This window comes from Streptomyces sp. Ag109_O5-1, assembly GCF_003814875.1.
Classification (GTDB): domain Bacteria; phylum Actinomycetota; class Actinomycetes; order Streptomycetales; family Streptomycetaceae; genus Streptomyces; species Streptomyces sasae.
Window position 1 is genome coordinate 2,165,312 of sequence record NZ_RKQF01000001.1, and the last position, 16,471, is coordinate 2,181,782.

Sequence of the window (16,471 nt, forward strand, 5' to 3'; positions counted from 1 at the left end):
CAAGCACAAGCGCCACGGCATGAACGTCCAGGTCATCGCCGATGCGTTCGGACGCCTGCTCTGGGCCTCATCTGCCCTGCCAGGTGCCGTCCACGACATCAAGGCCGCACGCATCCACGGCATCATCGAAGCGCTCACCCAAGCCGGCATCCGGACATGGGCCGACAAGGGATATCAGGGAGCGCAGGGGACGATCCGGGTGCCTTACCGGGGCCGCTGGAGCACGCTCCCAGCCGGGAAGCGAGCGGTGAACTCCTCCCACGCCAGGATCCGAGCCGTCGGAGAGCAGGCCAACGCCACCCTGAAGAGTTGGCGGCTCCTGCGCAAACTCCGTTGCAGCACCACCCGCATCACCGACATCGTCAAGGCCGTCCTGGCCCTGCACCTCGCCACGGCAGCCTGAGATCGCTGCAGCCGGAGGCATGCACAAGGACAGCGCCACCATCAACGACAGCAAGGGAGACCGCTCACCGTGACAGACGTCAGAGTCACCTACGACAAGACCGCCAACGCAGCGTACGTATACCTCACTCAACCGCAGGCCCGCGTGAAGTCCGCGCGCATGTATCCCTGCGATCCAGTGGACGTCGACGGCATGATCAACCTCGACTTCGACGAGCAGGGCCGCCTCATCGGCATCGAGGGGCGGCCAGTTCGAAACTGCCCGAGTACCTGCTCCAGTCCGCGGAGCGACTTGACACCGAAGGTGCATAACCAGCCGAGCACCACGCTCGCGGCGAACAGGTTGGAAAAGGCTCAGTGCATGCACCCGTCAAGCTCCTAGTGCGGGCGCGAACGCCCGCATGAGCGCCGGTGCCTCGCATGGCCGTGCCCGCTCCGGCGAGTAAGGTGCACTCGCCATCCCATGATCTACATGACGCCGGACAATATCTGCGGACAGCCCAACAGTGCATAAATCAAGCCGGACGGCTTCCGGACCGTGCTCTGCGCCCGCCCCGGCCTGGTCAAGGTCCAGTAGTCCCGCCACGGCGCAGACCTCACGCCCGCCTTCCCTGACATCGCTGCCGCGGGCGCACCGTGCTTCGCGAATCCCTCGTCCTCGACGGAGAACTCGTAGTTCCGCACGAGGGGCGATTGCACTTCGGTGAGCTGCAACACCGCGCGCGCCGCCGTGGTCGCAACGCCCTCAAGGCCGCCGCCGAACGCCCGGCCTACCTGATCGCTTTCGACGTCCTTGAGGCTGCGGGGGCCGAGCTGCTGGATCGGCCGTACCGCGAGCGGCGCGCGATCCTAGAGGACCTCTTCGCCGGAGACGTTCTCGGGGCCCCGTTCACCTTGTGTCCCGCTACTACGGACCGGGCGACCGCGCTCGACTGGCTCGATCCGGCCTGGGGCGCCGTCGGTGTCGAGGGGGTCGTGGTCAAGGGAAGTGAGCAACCGTATCTGTGTGGCCAGAGGGCTTGGATCAAGGTCCGTTCTCGTACGACAGCCGAGGAGCTCATCGGCGGAGTCACCGGCACGCTGTCGTCGCCCGTGTCGCTATTGCTGGCCCGGTACGACGGTGCCGGCCACCTGAGGCTGATCGCCCGCTCCACGCCCCTGGCCACCGCCGTACGGCGAGACCCCGCCGGGCGTCTCCGCGACGCCGGCTCCGATCATCCGTGGCACGGTCGGCGCTTCTCTGCCGGCTGGGGTATTCGCGGCGACTTGGAGTACCGCCCCGTGCGCCCCGAGCTGGTGGCGGAGTTCCAGGCCGATACCGCGATCGACGAGGGCCACTACCGGCATCCTGTGCGCTTCGTACGGCTCCGTGACGACCTGGGCGTGGAACAGGTTCCGCCGTTCGGCGCCTGATACCGGTCGGCCTCCGCTCTGGGGATACCTGACAGGAAAGCCGGTGCACGCACGCACAGGGACCTGGGATCCTCGATCACGTTCGTCGAGAGACCAGGAGTCGAGCGTTGATCATTCTGGACGCATGCATCCTCCGATCCTTCAGTCCGGAGAGCAGCAGCGCCGACCTTCTACGTGCGATCCGCACCCTCGACGCCGAACAGGTGGCCGTACCGTGGATGGTGCTGGAGGAGTTGGCCGCACAGCAGGCCATCAAGTACCGCGACAAGTTCGACAAGGCCGCTCAGGCCGTCGAAGCTCTCCAGCAGGTGAGCCCCTGGCCGCTGAAGGCCTCTCTCGGTGAGTGCGCGCTGGCGGATGTCCGGGCCCACTGGCGGAGCAAGTGGCGGACGGTCGTGAGCGAGGTCCCGACCAGTGAGGTGGCGTTGCGGGAGGCGGCTTTCCGCGAGGCGAACACCCTCGCCCCCTGCAAGACCGTGAAGGACGTCAAGACCGGCGCCAGAGACGCGGCCATCTGGCTGTCCGCCGTGGAGTACGCGCGTGAACACCCGGACGAGACGGTCTACTTCGTCAGCGCCAACACCAACGACTTCGGATCGGGCGCGCCTTACCCGTCACCCATGAGCGAGGACATCGCCGGCCTCGACGGACGGTTCGTTCACTTGACCAGCATGGACGAGGTAGCAGCCCGGTTCGCTGAACCGACCACGGTCGACGAGGAGTACGCGGTCGGCATCTTGGGGTCGCCTATGTTCCGGGACGAGGTCGCGCGCGTATCCCGTGAAACTCTCACGCTCCCCGTCGACGGGTCCTTTTCGTGCACTGTCGCCACCGGACTCGCCGGGGAACGCGTGATCGTTCCGGCGCTGGGATGGCAGACCCACCAGGTTGCCCTCGGCGGAGTCAACAACATTCAGACGTACCACATCGGGGATCACGCCTGGTGCACCGCCATCGTTCGGTGGAACCTCGGCGGAGCCGTCCTCACAAGTGCCCGGCCAGAACTAACTGCCTGGGGCGCCTGTAGCTGGACCACGTCGGTGCTCTTCACGCCGCGCGGCGCGGAGTCGCTCCTTACGGTGTTGCGCGGCGAGACTCCGCTCCCGCTCGCCGAAGAGGCATTCGATGAACTGAAGCTACCGCTGTCCGGGTCGACTCCACTGGAGCAGTCCCTGTTGGCGGCTCTTCGGTCGACAGTGCTCAACGTCAACATGCCCCGGTTCCAGGAAGTCGTGCGCCCCGCCGAGAGCGCCGAGCTGAGGAGGGCGCTCATCAGGCAGCTGCAGCGCAACGACCACTCCGAGGGATGACCCGGCCCTGAGCGTGGGGGCCTGCCGCTCGCGCTGGCCGGATTGTCAGTGCCGTACGGCACGATGCGGCACATGCCGACCCTTGATGACCTCCCCCCGTACCGCCGGGCGAAGTTGCTGTGGGAGTTGGCCCACTTCGGCGTGGCCGGGGTCGACCAGATGGTTCGGGAGCGGGCCGGGGTGCCGTGCCGCCTGTCCGGCGAGCCCAAACCGTCCTCGCCCCGGGTTGCCGTGCTCGGCGATGATGGCCGCTTCCATCTGATGAGCGACGGCAAGTTGCTCTGCGCTCAAGGCCGTACCGAGCAGAGGTGGGAACACACGCAGATCTGCTCGTGGACGGAGACCAGCGGCGGGCTCCTCCAGGGCTACCGCTCCGACGGAACACACGAGTCCGTCGCGCACACCTGGCTCGCCCAGGCCGCCGACGAAGGGGTGCCGTCGACGGCTCTGCGGCCCGAGCAGCGCTGCCAGAGCGACAACTACACCGTCACCATGCACTACTGGCCTCCGCTCCCGGCCAGGACCGCTCCTGTCAGGAGGATGCGCGCGGCCCTGGTCGAAGCCCTTGGGCCGGACTGCCACTTGTGCGACGCTCTGCCTGGGGCGATGGTTGATCACGACTACTCGACGGGTATGGTGCGCGGCCCGTTAACCGAACTAACTCGTGAGTTCTTGCAGGTCAGACAGCCTCTCCGCTAGCTTCTCGGGATGCTTCAAGGTGATGTCCCCGAGCGGGACTTGACAGCGTTTGTCCTGCCCGAGTTCGGGAGAACCTCACGCGGCGGATGCCGCTGCTGCGGCCTGACAGTCACTTGCCGATCCGCTTGCCGTACGCCTCCGCCCCGTCCGGCACCGCGCCCGTACTGGCCGGGCTGCGGGGCGGTCGGAAGCGGGGCGTGGACGATGGCCCCCTGGTCGATGTCCGGGACCACGCCGTACATGGGGAAGCATGAGGCATCGATCCGGCAGGGCTGTCGGCCGTCTGTTGACGCAGGGTGACCCCGGCCGGCGACCACCGGCCGTGAACGCGGTCGTGCGCCTTCACCGACTCCGCCTCGGCGTGGCCCTTGCACCGGTCGCCTAGTTCGCGCGGGTCCCCGATCTAGCGGTCAGGCAGATCACGGGACACGTGGTCGAGGGCTGTCAGAGCTGTGATGTGGTGGCAGTCACGCTCGACCGCGTCACGGCTGTCATGGCTGAGGACGATCTCGTAACTGGGCACCGTCAAAGGGGCCATGAAGGGGTCCGGGCTGGGGCGTATGTCGAGGCACCTGACCGTCGGCAGGGCTTGCAGGCGTCCAACGGGCACGGTGCTCAGTCCGGCTGGGCGCAGGACTTGCAGGCGGATACGTGTGATGCGCGGGCCTGCACTCCCGCTGTGCTCTGGCCGGTCAGGCCGTGTGCGTTCCAGAGCGGCGTCGAGCGGGTCCATGCCGGTGATCTTCCAGACCGTTTCGTCGGCGTGGGAGCGGTGGGTGGTGACGCGGGCGGAGAGCAGGAGGGGGCCGCGGTCGGGTTCGAAGACGAGGTGGCAGGTGATGGTGCCGTCTTCGACGCCGAGGGCATCGAGGGCGCGGCACACCTCGATGGACAGCCGGCGGGCCAGGAGATTGTGGCGGTGCAGGAGGTCGTATCGGTACGGTCGGCCGGGCGCGGAAGGGTGGTATGTCCAGATGCTGGTGACGGTGTGCTGGGGGCCGCCGGGGCCGGGGTGAGTGACGGAGTCGACCAGGTACTCGTGGCCGTGCACCAGTTCCTGGAGGACGAGGGTTGTCGTACCGGTGTGGCGGAAGGCGACGTGCTGGATCCGTGGCCAGGCCCGGGTGATCTGGCCGTGGCTGTGGCAGTGGGCCACTTCGGCGCCCGTGCCGAAGGCGGCGGGCATGAGCCGGTACGCCCGGGCCGGGACGCAGTTGGCCCAGGAAAGTGCTTCGGCGAGGCGGGCGGTGCGCAGGGTGTAGGGGGTCACGATCCCCGTTCGGGCCAGGGCCTTGGCCTGGACACCGGGGTCGGTGCGCAGGCTGGTCGAGCCGGGGACGCCGGTGCCGGGAAGGCGCAGGTGCCAGGCGATCCGTTCGGCGAGTCCGACGCCGGCCGGGCTTGCCGCCAGGACCGTCCCCACTCTGGCCGCCCGCAACTTGTTGAGCGTACGGCGCAGGTCACCGTCGTAGGTGATGACGGAGGCGTAGCCATCGCCCGCTGCAACGCCGCGGTGGGAGGGCGGCGTTGCGGCGGTGACCGGGTTGACCGCGATGGCGGTCAGGTTGCGGTCGTGGAGGGCATGGGCGTGCCGGGAGCCGGCCTGGGGGGCGATGACCACAACAGCGGGTGTCGACGGCTCGCACGGGCCCCTTCCAGGGACGGAGGAGGTGGTCTTCACGTGGTGCAGGTCGTGGTGTGGGCGGGGCGGGAGATGTGCACCGAGAGGTGGTCGGTGACCAGGGCGCGGCGGCGGGCGCAGGCTTCGGCGGTGGGGCCGGTGACGATCCAGTGCGCGAGGCGGTCGTCGATGCTGGCGTGGGGCGGTGCCGATACGTGGGTGCCGGTAGTGCGCGTCCACACGAACCGTTCCAGCCAGACCTGTTCGCGCAGGGTTCCGTGCAGGGCGAGGTGTTCGATGCGGCCGGGGTGTTCGGGGTAGAGGAAGCCGATCGCGGCCGCGTCGGCGCGGCTGGGGGTCAGATCGGGTGTGCCGCCCGCGGCGACGGCGGCGAGGGCCTTGGGGAGGTTGATGCCGGTGGCCTCCTCGACGAGGAGGGGGATGAGGTCGCCGGCAGGGCGTCCGTTGACCTCGATGATGCGGGGTCCGTCGGGGCTGAGCCGGAGTTCGATGTGCAGGACGGCCCGGGTGATGCCGAGGGCGCGTACGGCGGCGGTGACGACGAAGGCGAGGACCGGGTCGGTGAGCAGAGGGTCGGCCGCGTCGACGCTGTGGGCTACTTCCTGGAACTGTGGTTCGGGGCCCAGGGACTTGCGGGTCACCGCGGCGATCCGGACGTGTTCGGGGTTGTCGAGGACGACGGCCTCGACACTGATTTCGGGGCCGGGTATGTACTCCTCGACCAGGACGCCGGGCACGGCCCAGCCTTCGAGGCCGAGCACGCTGTCCGTCAGGGCCCGGCCGACCGCGGCGCGGACGTCCTCGTCGCTGTCGGCCCGCAGGACGCCGGCGCTTCCCGCGTGGCCGCGTGGCTTGACGACGACGGGGTAGCCCAGCTCGTCGGCGATCTTAACCGCTTGGTCCGTGTCCGCGGCCAGGTAGGACAGTGCCGAGGGGACACCGTGCTCGGCCAACAGGCGCCTCGTGGTCGCCTTGTCCCGGCAGGCGCCGGCCGCCGCCGGGGTCAGTCCGGGCAGGCCGAGCAGGTGGGCGGTGCCCGCCGCCAGCTGCACGAAATGTTCCATGTAGGTGGTGATGCCGACTGCGCGGTGGCGGGCCGCGAGCGTGGTGAGCTGCGCGCTGGCGGACTCGGTGTCGCGCAGGTTGATCCTGGCGTGCGCGTGCGTGTAGGGGATGGCCCAGCTCGGCGGGTTCTCGTCGACGAGCACCACGGGCCTGGCGCGCGTGATCTGCCGCAGCAGGTACTCCCGCGTCTCAGGAGCTCCGGCGCCCAGCAGGAGGAGGGGCAGGTGGGTCTTGGAGCTGGTGGGGGCGTGGTTGTCCAGTCGCGTCATGCCGGTCTGCCCTTTCAGTGAGCGGTGTAGGGGTTGAGGTGGGCCGGGATTGCGGGCGCCGGTGGGCCGGGGGCCGCGACGGCCGCACTGGAGATCGACGTCACGTTGCTGTCCCAGGTCGGCGCGTACTGCGCCTTGTAGCCGAGTTGTTCCGGGGTGGGGCGGGTGGGGCCGAGGTCGAGGTGGGTGTAGCCGTCGGCGGCGAGGTCGGCGGCGAGCCAGCGCAGCAGGGCGTGGCCGGGACCCAGGTGCCGGAAGGCGGGGTGCATCGCGGGCAGCAGTGAGTAGCAGTGCCGTGCGCGGTGGAGGCACAGCTGGGAGGCGATGACGGTGTTGTCGAGGGTCGCTTCGGCGATGAAGGCGCTGTCGGCGCAGCGGCGCAGAACGCCGGTCCAGGCGTGCAGTGTTGGCTGCGGTGCCGGATCGCCGGTGGGGTGCTGGGCGGCGTGCAGGGCCACAAGCGTCGGGAGTGCGCCGAGTAGGGCGTCCGCGGTGCCGGTCCTGCGGTAGGCGACGGCGGTGTGTGCCAGTTTCCGTTCACGCCGGGTGTGCTGCCGGCGGATGGTTTTCGCCAAGGCGGCCACGTCCAGCGGAAGCGGCACGACGGCGGTGGGGGATGTGGTGTGCTGCCAGCCCGGCTGGCCTTGTATCGCCTGTGCCAGCGGGGACCGGGCAGGCATCTGGGGCAGCGTGACGACCGAGGTTCGGGCCAGGCCGGCCAGTCGGCGTGCCAGGGCATACGCGACCCGCTGGTCTGCGGATCCGGGACCGACCACGGTCAGGTACTCGCAGGACGCAGACAGCGGACGGACAACCGCCGTGCCGTCGGAACGCTGCTCGCGTGCGAGAGCCAGCGCGCCCCGCGCCCCGGTGGAGTCCATCGCGATGAGGAGCAGAGGGGTGGCCGCTCGGGGCAGTTGGGATGCCCAGCCCGCGAGCCACCCGGGCGAACTGTAGGGGGTGGCCAGCGGATCCTGCTCGTACAGCGCGGGCCACTGCCGCTCCGCCCAGGCCACGGCGGCCCGGCCGTCCACCGTGTACACCGCGACGAGGTCACGGTGTACGCGGCTGGCCCGATCACCTGACTGGGGATGGCGCAGGCGCTGCGCGCCGGAGCTGCCGACGGGCTCCCGCAACTTGGTGCGATGCATGCTCTGTCTCCGGTATCCGTGGACGGCAAGAAAAAAAGGGGAGATCGTCGCCAGGCGGCTCGGCGCGGCCACGTCGCCGGCAGCCACAAGGCCAAGACCGCGCTCGGGCGCCTCCGGGCCCGCGCGGCAGCGGTGGTCGGCAGTCTCATGACGTGCCGGTATCGGTGGGGGACCGGCGCGGGCCGTAGGGGCGGGGCGTGATGATCTGCGCGTCGATGGGCTGCGCGAGGGCCAGTCCGTAGACGGGGCCGGCGGTCCACCACCGGGTCAGCTCCATCCCCGCCAGGGTGAGTTCGCGGCGGATGCCCTGCATGCGGAACTTGGCCGAGATCCCGGTGCGCAGGTCCTCGCCGGCGGCGAAGTCCACGGTGAGGCCGACCGCGGGGATCTTCACGCTCTGGTCGGTACGCGAACGCAGCAGCATCTCGACCCACTCGTTGGCCGGGTCCCACCGGGCGACGTGGTCGAAGGCGTCGAGGTCGAAGTCGGCGTCCAGGCTCTGGTTCAGTACGGAGAGCAGGTTCTTGTTGAACGCGGCGGTGACGCCTGCCGCGTCGTCGTAGGCGGCGACGAGCGCCTCCTCGTCCTTGACGAGGTCGGTGCCGAGCAGGAGGCAGTCGCCGGGTTCGAGCAGCGCGCGGATCGAGTAGAGGAAGGCGGCGCGTTCGACGGGCGGGAAGTTGCCGATGGTACTGCCCAGGAACGCGAACAGCCGCGGGCCCGGTGCCCCGGGGATGGCGAGTCCGGTGGTGAAGTCGGCGATCAGGGCGTGGACGTTCAGGGCGGGCCGCTCGCGGGTCAGGGTGTGCCCGGCCTGAGTGAGCGCGCTTTCACTCACGTCGATCGGGATGTAGGTGTCCAGGCTTGGCAGGGCGTCGAGCAGGTGCGCCGTCTTCTGCGAGGATCCGGAGCCGAGTTCGATGAGCGTGCGGGCGCCGGTGGCCGCGGCGATGTCGGGGGCGGTGGCGATCAGCAGGTCGTTTTCGGCGCGCGCGGGGTAGTACTCGGGCAACTCGGTGATCATTTCGAAGAGGCCGCTGCCGTGCGCGTCGTAGAACCACTTGGGCGGCAGTGCTTTGGGCCTGCGGGTCAGGCCGCGCAGGACATCGGCACGCAGGGCGGCATCGGTGGCCTCCTCGGACAGCGTGCGCGTGATCAGGAACTGGCTCACGGAAACGTGCTCCTTCGGATCGACAGACGGTCAGGACGAGCAGGAAGCAGCGCTCGGCGTCAGCCGCCGGCGGGCGGTGTGGCAGATCAGGGCAGCGGCAGCTGCGCCGGCGGGGAGGAGGAGCGGGGTGTGCACCGGTCCGGCGGCGGCCGTCCCTGTGGCACATCCGATGTCCAATGCGGCAACCAGCAGGGCGTGTGCCTCCGTGGTACGCCCGGGCGGCGCCAAGGCGCTGGTCGCGACGAACCCGGTACCCAACAGGGGGGCCATGGCCAGGCCAGGGACGAGGACCGCGCACAGCGCGGCCGCGGGAGTCGGCGCGATGGCCAGCAGGAGCCACCCGGCGGCGAACGCGGCCGACAGGACGCTCAGATGACGCCCGGTGCCGCCGCGCCACGGGCGAGCCCCGTAGAGGAGACCGCCGATCACGGCGCCTGCCGACAGGGCGGCGGGCAGGGCCCCGGTCAACGCCGGCGCCTCGCCTGCGCGCTGCCTGCACGGCCACGGGAGTCAGGGCCCCGATACTGAGCCCCGCACAGGCCATCGACGCATACAGCGCCCGAAGGCCCGGCACACGGGCAGGTCCGAGCCAATCACGGCTAACCGTGCGGGAGTTGGCGCCGAGGGTGCGCGGTTGGGGGGTGGTGACGAACAGGGTGGCGCCCACGGCACCGGCGACCGCGGTGACCAAGATCGCCCACGACGCGGATGCCGTCTGAACGACCACGGCCACCAGCAGCGGACCGGCGATGTAGATGAGCTCCTGCGAACCGGCCTCCAGGGCCAGCGCCACCCGGCGGTGGTCAGGCGAGGGCATCATCCCGTCACCCCACCGAGATCTGAGCGCTGCCTCCAGAGGCGGCCGTCCCGCCCCGGCGACCGCGACCGCGGCGACCGCCCACCAGACGCTGCCGTGCACGGCCACCAGCACCACGAACGCTCCGTTACTCACTGCGCAGCCCGCGCTCAGCACCCGGCGCTGCCCGCACCGGTCGACCAGGCGGGCGTTCAGCGGGCCGCCGGCGGCACTGGCCAGCGGATACACCGCGGCCAGAGACGCGCCGAAGGTAGGACGGTCGGTGGCCAGGAGGATGGCCAGCGGCGCCATCGCGCTGGGCATCCTGCCGATCAGCGTCCCGGCCAGCATCCGTGTCGCGCCCGGCACTCCCAGGACGTCCCGGTACCGAATCGGCCGCGCCGGTGTCCCGGCCGGCGACCGTGCGGCGTGCAGCAGCGTCATGGCTGCCGCCGAGGTGGAACGTATCCTCCCCGTTCCGCCAGCGGCGGAACGGGCGCGGTGGCAGCCGGGTGGAAGGCCTGCTCCCAACCGGGAGTGTTCCGCCAGGCGCTGTGAGCCAGGCATCGCAGCGCCCAGCCCATACCGCTGACCATGGCAAGCCCGCCATCCTGGTGGACGACCTGGGCAAGCGCGCGCTGCTGGTTCCACGCGGCCAACAGGTCAAGGACCCCAGCGGCGAGCTTGCGCTCAGCCAGACAGCCGGTCTCCTCCACCCCGGCCAGACGCCGAGCCCGGAAGTCAGCGAAACGCGCGTCACGCTCGCTCTCCCCGTCCCCCGCCGCGGGTGTAGGCAGGAGCTGACGCCGATGTGCGCGGCGAGGACCGCTCCCCCGTTGCGTGAAGGTCTGCGCCCTCACCGGGAGTCCACCATCCGGTACTCGACGCCGAGCACTGCCGGTTTACCGGAGGGCGTGAGGGCGGCGAGGGCCTGGCCCTGGAGTTCGTCCAGGATCGCCACGCGCGGGGTCTTGTTGTAGACGGCCTGCTGGGAGCCGGGGACGAGCTTGATATAGCCCTTGTAGATGTAGCCGTCCTTGAGCTGCTCCATACGGTTGTGCGCCGTGGGGAAGACCACCAACGCCCCGCCGTCCCGCAGGCGCAGGGCGTAGATCCTCGGCCTCGTGGGCTGGGCGGTTTCCCAGTGCAGCGTGGCGTACTTGGCGTTCTTGTAGGTGGTGCGCTCACGGTAGGTCTTGAGGACGGTCCGGGTGGCTGTGGTGCTGGCGAGCTGGGTACCGGCGTTCTTCCCGCCGGTCGCGTACAGGTCCTCGTACGCGCCGGCTATCTGGTCGGGAGCGAGGGCGCCGACACGGGTGGAAGGGGCCACGGCGGTCGCCAGGCCGTGGTTGCCGGTGTCGATGGCGGGGATCTGGCTCGTGGAGTCGCTGTAGATGGCAGCGACCATCTTGAAGCGCCGGTCGGTGGTCTTGTCGAAGACGAGGAGCGCCTGATCCTTCGAGCCGCTGGCAGTGGCCTTGACGGCGAACCAGCTCTGGCCCTCGGGGATGTAGTAGGAGCGGTCGCGGTAGGTGAAGGCCTTCTTGTAGTACGCCTGGTCCCTCTTCGGCCAGGTCGGGAAGAACCGGTAGTCGGCCTTGGACTGCTCGTAGAGCTGGCCGCCTTCCACCGTGCCGAGCAGTTCGGCGTTTTGAGTCTTGTTTGCCTGTGCGTTGACCTCTTCGTAGTGGTCGACGACGGCCGCTGCTTCGGAGCGGCTGACCACGCCCCGAGGGACGGGAGCAGTGCTCGTCGCTGTCGTGGTGTCTGCGGCCGGGTTGCCGGTGCCGCTGCATGCGCTGAGGGCGATCACCGCGTTGACACTGATGACGGTCACGGCCAGAGAGCGTCTGCGCGAAAACCGCTCTGCGGAGAAAGACATGACGGGGTTTCCTCCGGAAGGCTTCTGTGCAGGGATGTCGAGTCGTACGGGGACAGGGGCGGACCAAGCCGCCAAGGGCACGCAGGCACCTTGGATCCGCGCAGTCGGTGCCGGGCCTCAGCGACGTGCCGCCTGTCCGGCTCCGCGCCTCCAGGACCGCGGAGCCGAACTGCGCCGCCGAGGAACTTGGGTGTTAGGCACCCGGGCCCGGGAAGGTCCAGACGTAGGGCGTGCCGTCGTCAGGCGACCAGTGCACCTGCGCCTTCTTCGCGTCGGCCGGGATCAGGTACCACTCGCAGACCGTGTGGGACTGGCCCGTCGTCCACGAGCGGATGTCGTAGGGGTCGTCACAGCCGGGCGCTTTGGTGGGGGAACCGAGGAGGATCGCGCCGCGCTGCCCGTCCGCCCACACCGTGGTGCTGTCGTCGGCGTTCGTGGAGCTGGTCAGTGCGGGTCCGGCCTGATGCGTGTAACGGACGTGGGCGATGGCGATCACTTTGCCCGCGGCATCGGCCGGATCCTGCACGGTCGCCTTGGCCTGCGCCTCCGTACCGAAAGTGACCTCCAGCGCGGAGACACCGTAGGTGATCGTGCCAACATCCTCCGTGATTTTGCCACTCACGCTGTTCCCGGCGATGAGGGCTGTGGAGATGGTTTTGGACGGCGATGGCTTGGCCTCTGTAGAGGCTGGCTGCGCGGCGCCGGTGCCGCCGTCCTTGCCTCCGCAGGCGGTGAGGGTGAGGGCGACGACGGCGAACGGGGCGGTGAGACGCAGCGCGATCGACTGGCGCAGCACAACAACTCCTATGAGGTGGGCCCGGGACTCGAAGCCCCGGTGATGGGCAGGGTCAGGCGGCCGCAACTAGGCGGCGATGGGGAGTCAGCTGGCGCTGGGGCCGAGGACGACGGGCAGGCTCGCGTAGCCGTTGGAGATGAAACTGGACAAGGGCTTCAGGTCCACGGGCTCGACAGCGAGGCGCAGTTGGGGGAACCGGGCGAAGAGCTGCCGCAGCGCGATGCGGGCCTCGATGCGGGCCAGCTCGGCGCCGACACACATGTGCGCGCCGACGCCGAATGCCAAGTGCCGGTGGGCCGTGGGTCGGGTGACGTCGAAGTCGTCGGCGGTACCGCCGTGGACGATCCGGTCACGTCCGGCGGCCGCGTAGTTCACCACGATGACGTCGCCCTCCCCGAACGTCAGGCCGGTGGGCTCGTCGTGGATCGTCCGGACCGCGAATCGCGCGACGACGGTGGCAACGGGGGACTGGTGGCGGAGGATCTCCTCGATGACCCGCTCCCAGGGGACCCGCTCGCTTATGGCGAGGGCCAGCTGGTCGGGATGGGTGCTCAGGCCGACGACACCGTGACCCAGCGCATTGACGGTGGTCTCGTGGCCGGCACCGATGACCAGCAGGAAGGAGTCGATCAACTCCTGGCCGTTGAGTTCGCCGGCGTCGTTTGCGGCGATCAGGTCGGTGCTGAGGTCGTCGCCGGGGTGGGCGCGCTTGTAGTCGATCAGTTCGATGATGAGTGCGTTGATCCGCAGCCGGGCCGCGTTCATCTCCTCGGAGGACAGGCTGGTGGCGAACAGGTCGCCGCATGCGCCGCGGAAGGTGCTGCGGAGGTGGCCAGGCACGTGGAAAAGCTGGTCGATGACCAGGAGCGGGAGTCTCCAGGTGAAGGCTGCCTTCAGGTCGACTTCCTCGTCCGGGCCGGTCGCCTGGAGGTCGTCGAGGAGTTGTTCGGTGATGTTCTCCACGTGAGGGACGAGGGCGCGGACCCGGCGCGGGCGGAACGCTTGGGCGAGGGGGAGACGCAGCCGCTTGTGGTCGAGGCCGTGCGCAGTCAGGGCGTTCACGACGTCCGTCCACACGCGCAGTGGCCAGTCGGCCGGTATCTCACCGGCGATGTAGGCGGGCCAGTGCTGCCGGGCGTCCTTGGAGATGTCGTCCGTGCGGGTCAACAGCCGGCAGGCGAGGTCCTGGCTGGTCACCGCCCAAGCGGGGATGTCGCGGGGCAGCAGGACGCGCGTGGCCGGGCCGTATTCGCGCAGTGCGGCGGCCTCGCCCTGGATGTCGGTGCCGGTGGGGTCGAGGCGGTAGTGCGGCTGGCCGGTGGTGAGGGCATGGCGTGTCATGTCGTCGCCTTCTGCAAGAGGGAAGTAGGAGGGTTACGGGGCAGCTCAGGTGTGCCGGGGAGATCGGCAACTGGCTCTTGGGCCCGCGGCGAGGTGGTGGTGTGGGTAGGGGGAATGGCCGACGTTCACGAGCTCCGTCGTGCGGACGCTCGCGCTGAGGACTGCAGCAGCGCGGCCAAGGGCAGGCAGAAGGCCGCGCCGAGCAGGCCGGTCATGAAGGTGATCAGGGCGACGAGGTGGTGGCCGCCCAGGGCAAGAGCCCATCCGCCGAGGGCGGGGGCGCACACAACCGCGGCCGCGAGCGTCGTGCCCCAGATGCCCGCGTACACGCCCCGGCTCTGCTGCGGCGCGATCCGGTTGAGGATGTCGGTGGCGGCGACGAAGGCAATGATCTCCCCCGGTACCGCCAGTGCAGCGGCAACGCCGTAGCCGACGGTCGAAGAGGCCAGGCCGGCGGAGCCCATCCCCGCGCCGAGGATGATCCCGCTTGTACTGAGAAGACCCACCATCGGGGTGGGGTGCCTGGCTCGGCGTACGAGCAGGGGGTTGAGGAGAGGGGCCAGCACGATCACGGCGACGGCGCTGGCGGCTTGGGTCCACCCGTACGCCGTAGGCGGCAGGCCGTCCTGGGCCATCATCATCGGGAGAATGGAAAAGAGAGCGGCGACCGGGATCAGGATCAGTAGGCTCGTGAGCCACAGCAGCCACAGCAGCGGGTCGGTGAAGGCCTGCCGGTGCGTCCCGTCCCTGAGAGACGGTCCCGAACTAAGCGGCGGAACAACCCGAAGTGCGACGACGGCGAATGCGCCACACACCACTGCGTTGCACCAGAACAGCACCGAGATACCGACCGGCTCCGCGAGGGCTCCGCCGACAAGTCCCGTGGTGGCGGCCCCGAGGTTGACGGCGAAGTGCCGCCAGCCGGTGATGCGTGCGCGCCCCGGTTCGTCCGGGACGGTGTCGGCAACGAGGGCGGCCACGATCGGGCGGGGGGCGTCGTAGACAAGTCCGGACACAACAGCCGCGACGCCGAGGGCCTGTGGGGTGCGGGCTTCGGCGAGTAGAGGAAACGCTGCAGCTGCCGCCGTCATTGCGCCGACCAGAGTGGCCCGGCGGCCGACCCGGTCGGCCAGCCATCCGCACAGCAGTTGCCCGATGAACCAGCCGGCACCCCACAACGCAAGGACGGTGCTCACAACTGCCGTATCCAGGTGCAGCTCATCCAGGCGATAGGGCAGGTACGGATAAACAAAGCCTGCGGCGCGCACGACGAACGTCGCGACGAGCAGTGCCCAGATGATCGGAGGCCACCGATTCGAGGCCGGAGCCGAGGGCGACCTGGACAGTGATTGCGGGGATGAGACTGTTGTGGGCACCAAAACTCCAGGTAGCCGAAGAACTGCGGCGCCTCTCGGCGCCGGGGGCGGGAGACTGGAACCGGTCGGAAGGTCAGCGCCCTACGGCGAGTCCACGGCGCAGCTGAGCGGGACCTTCTGGCGAAGCGCAGCTGTTTGGCACGTCGGGCGCCGACTCACTTCGGTGCCCGACGACGGGTGTGCCCCTCACCGGCGGGTGATCGCCGGGGGGCCAGGCTCGACTGTCCGGAACCCACAGGGGCTCCGGACATCGGCGAGCTGGACGTCACCGAGAGAACCTTCAAACGAGTGGTGCGCCGTTGCTGAAGGGCGTCCATCGATATCTCCGCATGAAGAGGAAGCGGTGCCGCTCGGTAGCTGATGCCGGTCTTGCGCTACCGGCCGTGATTCCGCTCGGCGAGCACGCGGTTGCGATGCACCGTGATTCCGGGACCATGAGCCGGACGGCAGAGGGGCGCCGCCGCAGCCTGCGGCGGCGCCCCTCCAGGGAGTCGAGGACCATACGGGGGGGGTGGAGTCCTCGACTGGTCTGTGCGGCTGACGGCGCACGGGGCAGCTGCACCGGGGGCGAAGGTGTATGTGCCCCGGCGACGGGGGGATCGTGCCGCCCCAGTCTGAGCAGGTGGCACCGCCGACGGGGTTACGGACGCTTCGGATAGGCTGGGGGTGGGGAGACCTCGTAGGGATTGACGCAGTAGTAGATGGCGTAACCGCGCACGCGCTTGCCGTCAGATCGGCGTGTCACGGTCCCGCGGGAGTACTAGGTCTTCTCCTTGACCTTGTAGGCGAACTGGTCGACTCGGACCTTGTCGCCCCTGTATCCGATGCCGACGACCACGCTGGTCTTGCTCGGGCTCTTGTGGAACTTCACCGCGCTGCACGACACCTTCATGGTCGCCGTGTCGTAGGCCTGTGCTGCCGGCGCAGCGGCCAGGCCCCCACCGGCGAGCGCGAAGCCGAGTACCCCTGCCGCGATGCTGCGGCGGCTCAGGACGATCAAGATGGTCCCCTCCTGCTGCTCGGGCGGCATTCGTGGATCGTGTCCCTCGGCGTGGTGTTGGCGATCAGCGGCTGGGAGTGCGCGGGCGTCTGCCCGGGGCGCACTTCCACGGGTGAGTACCGCTCCCTGAACAGGAGGCGGGCCATCGCGTAACTCTC

At 69.5% G+C, this 16,471-nt stretch carries 14 protein-coding genes and 2 pseudogenes; 5 read left to right on the forward strand and 11 right to left on the reverse strand.

Annotation, left to right across the window (positions count from 1 at the left end):
- Position 1: 1 nt before the first annotated feature.
- The 5 genes and pseudogenes from EDD90_RS09770 to EDD90_RS09790 form a co-directional block, all read left to right on the forward strand.
- Positions 2-403: pseudogene (locus tag EDD90_RS09770) on the forward strand (IS5-like element ISSav6 family transposase); the annotation flags it as partial.
- Positions 404-472: 69 nt separating this feature from the next.
- Positions 473-784: a DUF2283 domain-containing protein gene (locus EDD90_RS09775; protein WP_260327766.1), complete on the forward strand. Its 312-nt coding sequence runs from the start codon at positions 473-475 to the stop codon at positions 782-784.
- Positions 785-1,038: 254 nt separating this feature from the next.
- Entirely contained in the window at positions 1,039-1,815 is a 777-nt protein-coding gene (locus tag EDD90_RS09780) for an ATP-dependent DNA ligase (RefSeq protein WP_260327768.1), read from the forward strand.
- Positions 1,816-1,922: 107 nt separating this feature from the next.
- A complete protein-coding gene (locus EDD90_RS09785) occupies positions 1,923-3,125 on the forward strand; it encodes a PIN domain-containing protein (RefSeq protein WP_185149010.1) in 1,203 nt (400 codons plus the stop codon).
- Positions 3,126-3,197: 72 nt separating this feature from the next.
- Positions 3,198-3,824 (forward strand): endonuclease domain-containing protein, encoded by a 627-nt coding sequence (locus EDD90_RS09790; RefSeq protein WP_185149011.1) that lies wholly within the window; start codon positions 3,198-3,200, stop codon positions 3,822-3,824.
- Between the two features lie 403 nt (positions 3,825-4,227).
- On the opposite strand, the gene EDD90_RS09795 is transcribed toward EDD90_RS09790, so the two are convergent.
- The 11 genes and pseudogenes from EDD90_RS09795 to EDD90_RS09845 form a co-directional block, all read right to left on the reverse strand.
- Positions 4,228-5,445 carry a hypothetical protein gene (locus EDD90_RS09795; RefSeq protein WP_123972683.1) on the reverse strand — a complete coding sequence of 406 codons (1,218 nt, stop codon included), beginning with the start codon at positions 5,443-5,445 and terminating at the stop codon, positions 4,228-4,230.
- Positions 5,446-5,501: 56 nt separating this feature from the next.
- Positions 5,502-6,800 (reverse strand): ATP-grasp domain-containing protein, encoded by a 1,299-nt coding sequence (locus EDD90_RS09800; protein ID WP_123972684.1) that lies wholly within the window; start codon positions 6,798-6,800, stop codon positions 5,502-5,504.
- 14 nt (positions 6,801-6,814) lie between these two features.
- Positions 6,815-7,951 carry a GNAT family N-acetyltransferase gene (locus EDD90_RS09805; protein ID WP_123972685.1) on the reverse strand — a complete coding sequence of 379 codons (1,137 nt, stop codon included), beginning with the start codon at positions 7,949-7,951 and terminating at the stop codon, positions 6,815-6,817.
- Positions 7,952-8,096: 145 nt separating this feature from the next.
- On the reverse strand, positions 8,097-9,122 hold the full coding sequence (gene egtD / locus EDD90_RS09810) for an L-histidine N(alpha)-methyltransferase (RefSeq protein ID WP_123972686.1): 1,026 nt from the start codon (positions 9,120-9,122) through the stop codon (positions 8,097-8,099).
- Between the two features lie 30 nt (positions 9,123-9,152).
- Complete coding sequence (locus EDD90_RS09815; protein WP_123972687.1) at positions 9,153-9,590, reverse strand: hypothetical protein; 438 nt, start codon at positions 9,588-9,590, stop codon at positions 9,153-9,155.
- A 94-nt stretch (positions 9,591-9,684) separates the two neighbouring features.
- Positions 9,685-10,485 (reverse strand): annotated as a pseudogene (locus tag EDD90_RS58945) (MFS transporter); the annotation flags it as partial.
- 289 nt (positions 10,486-10,774) lie between these two features.
- Entirely contained in the window at positions 10,775-11,755 is a 981-nt protein-coding gene (locus EDD90_RS09825; RefSeq protein WP_123972688.1) for a hypothetical protein, read from the reverse strand.
- 238 nt (positions 11,756-11,993) lie between these two features.
- Positions 11,994-12,596 (reverse strand): hypothetical protein, encoded by a 603-nt coding sequence (locus tag EDD90_RS09830; protein ID WP_123972689.1) that lies wholly within the window; start codon positions 12,594-12,596, stop codon positions 11,994-11,996.
- Positions 12,597-12,680: 84 nt separating this feature from the next.
- Positions 12,681-13,937, reverse strand: coding sequence for a cytochrome P450 (locus tag EDD90_RS09835; RefSeq protein WP_123972690.1), 1,257 nt, complete (start codon positions 13,935-13,937; stop codon positions 12,681-12,683).
- A 125-nt stretch (positions 13,938-14,062) separates the two neighbouring features.
- Positions 14,063-15,313, reverse strand: coding sequence for an MFS transporter (locus EDD90_RS09840; protein WP_123972691.1), 1,251 nt, complete (start codon positions 15,311-15,313; stop codon positions 14,063-14,065).
- Between the two features lie 760 nt (positions 15,314-16,073).
- Positions 16,074-16,343: a hypothetical protein gene (locus tag EDD90_RS09845; protein WP_260327770.1), complete on the reverse strand. Its 270-nt coding sequence runs from the start codon at positions 16,341-16,343 to the stop codon at positions 16,074-16,076.
- Between the last annotated feature and the right edge of the window lie 128 nt (positions 16,344-16,471).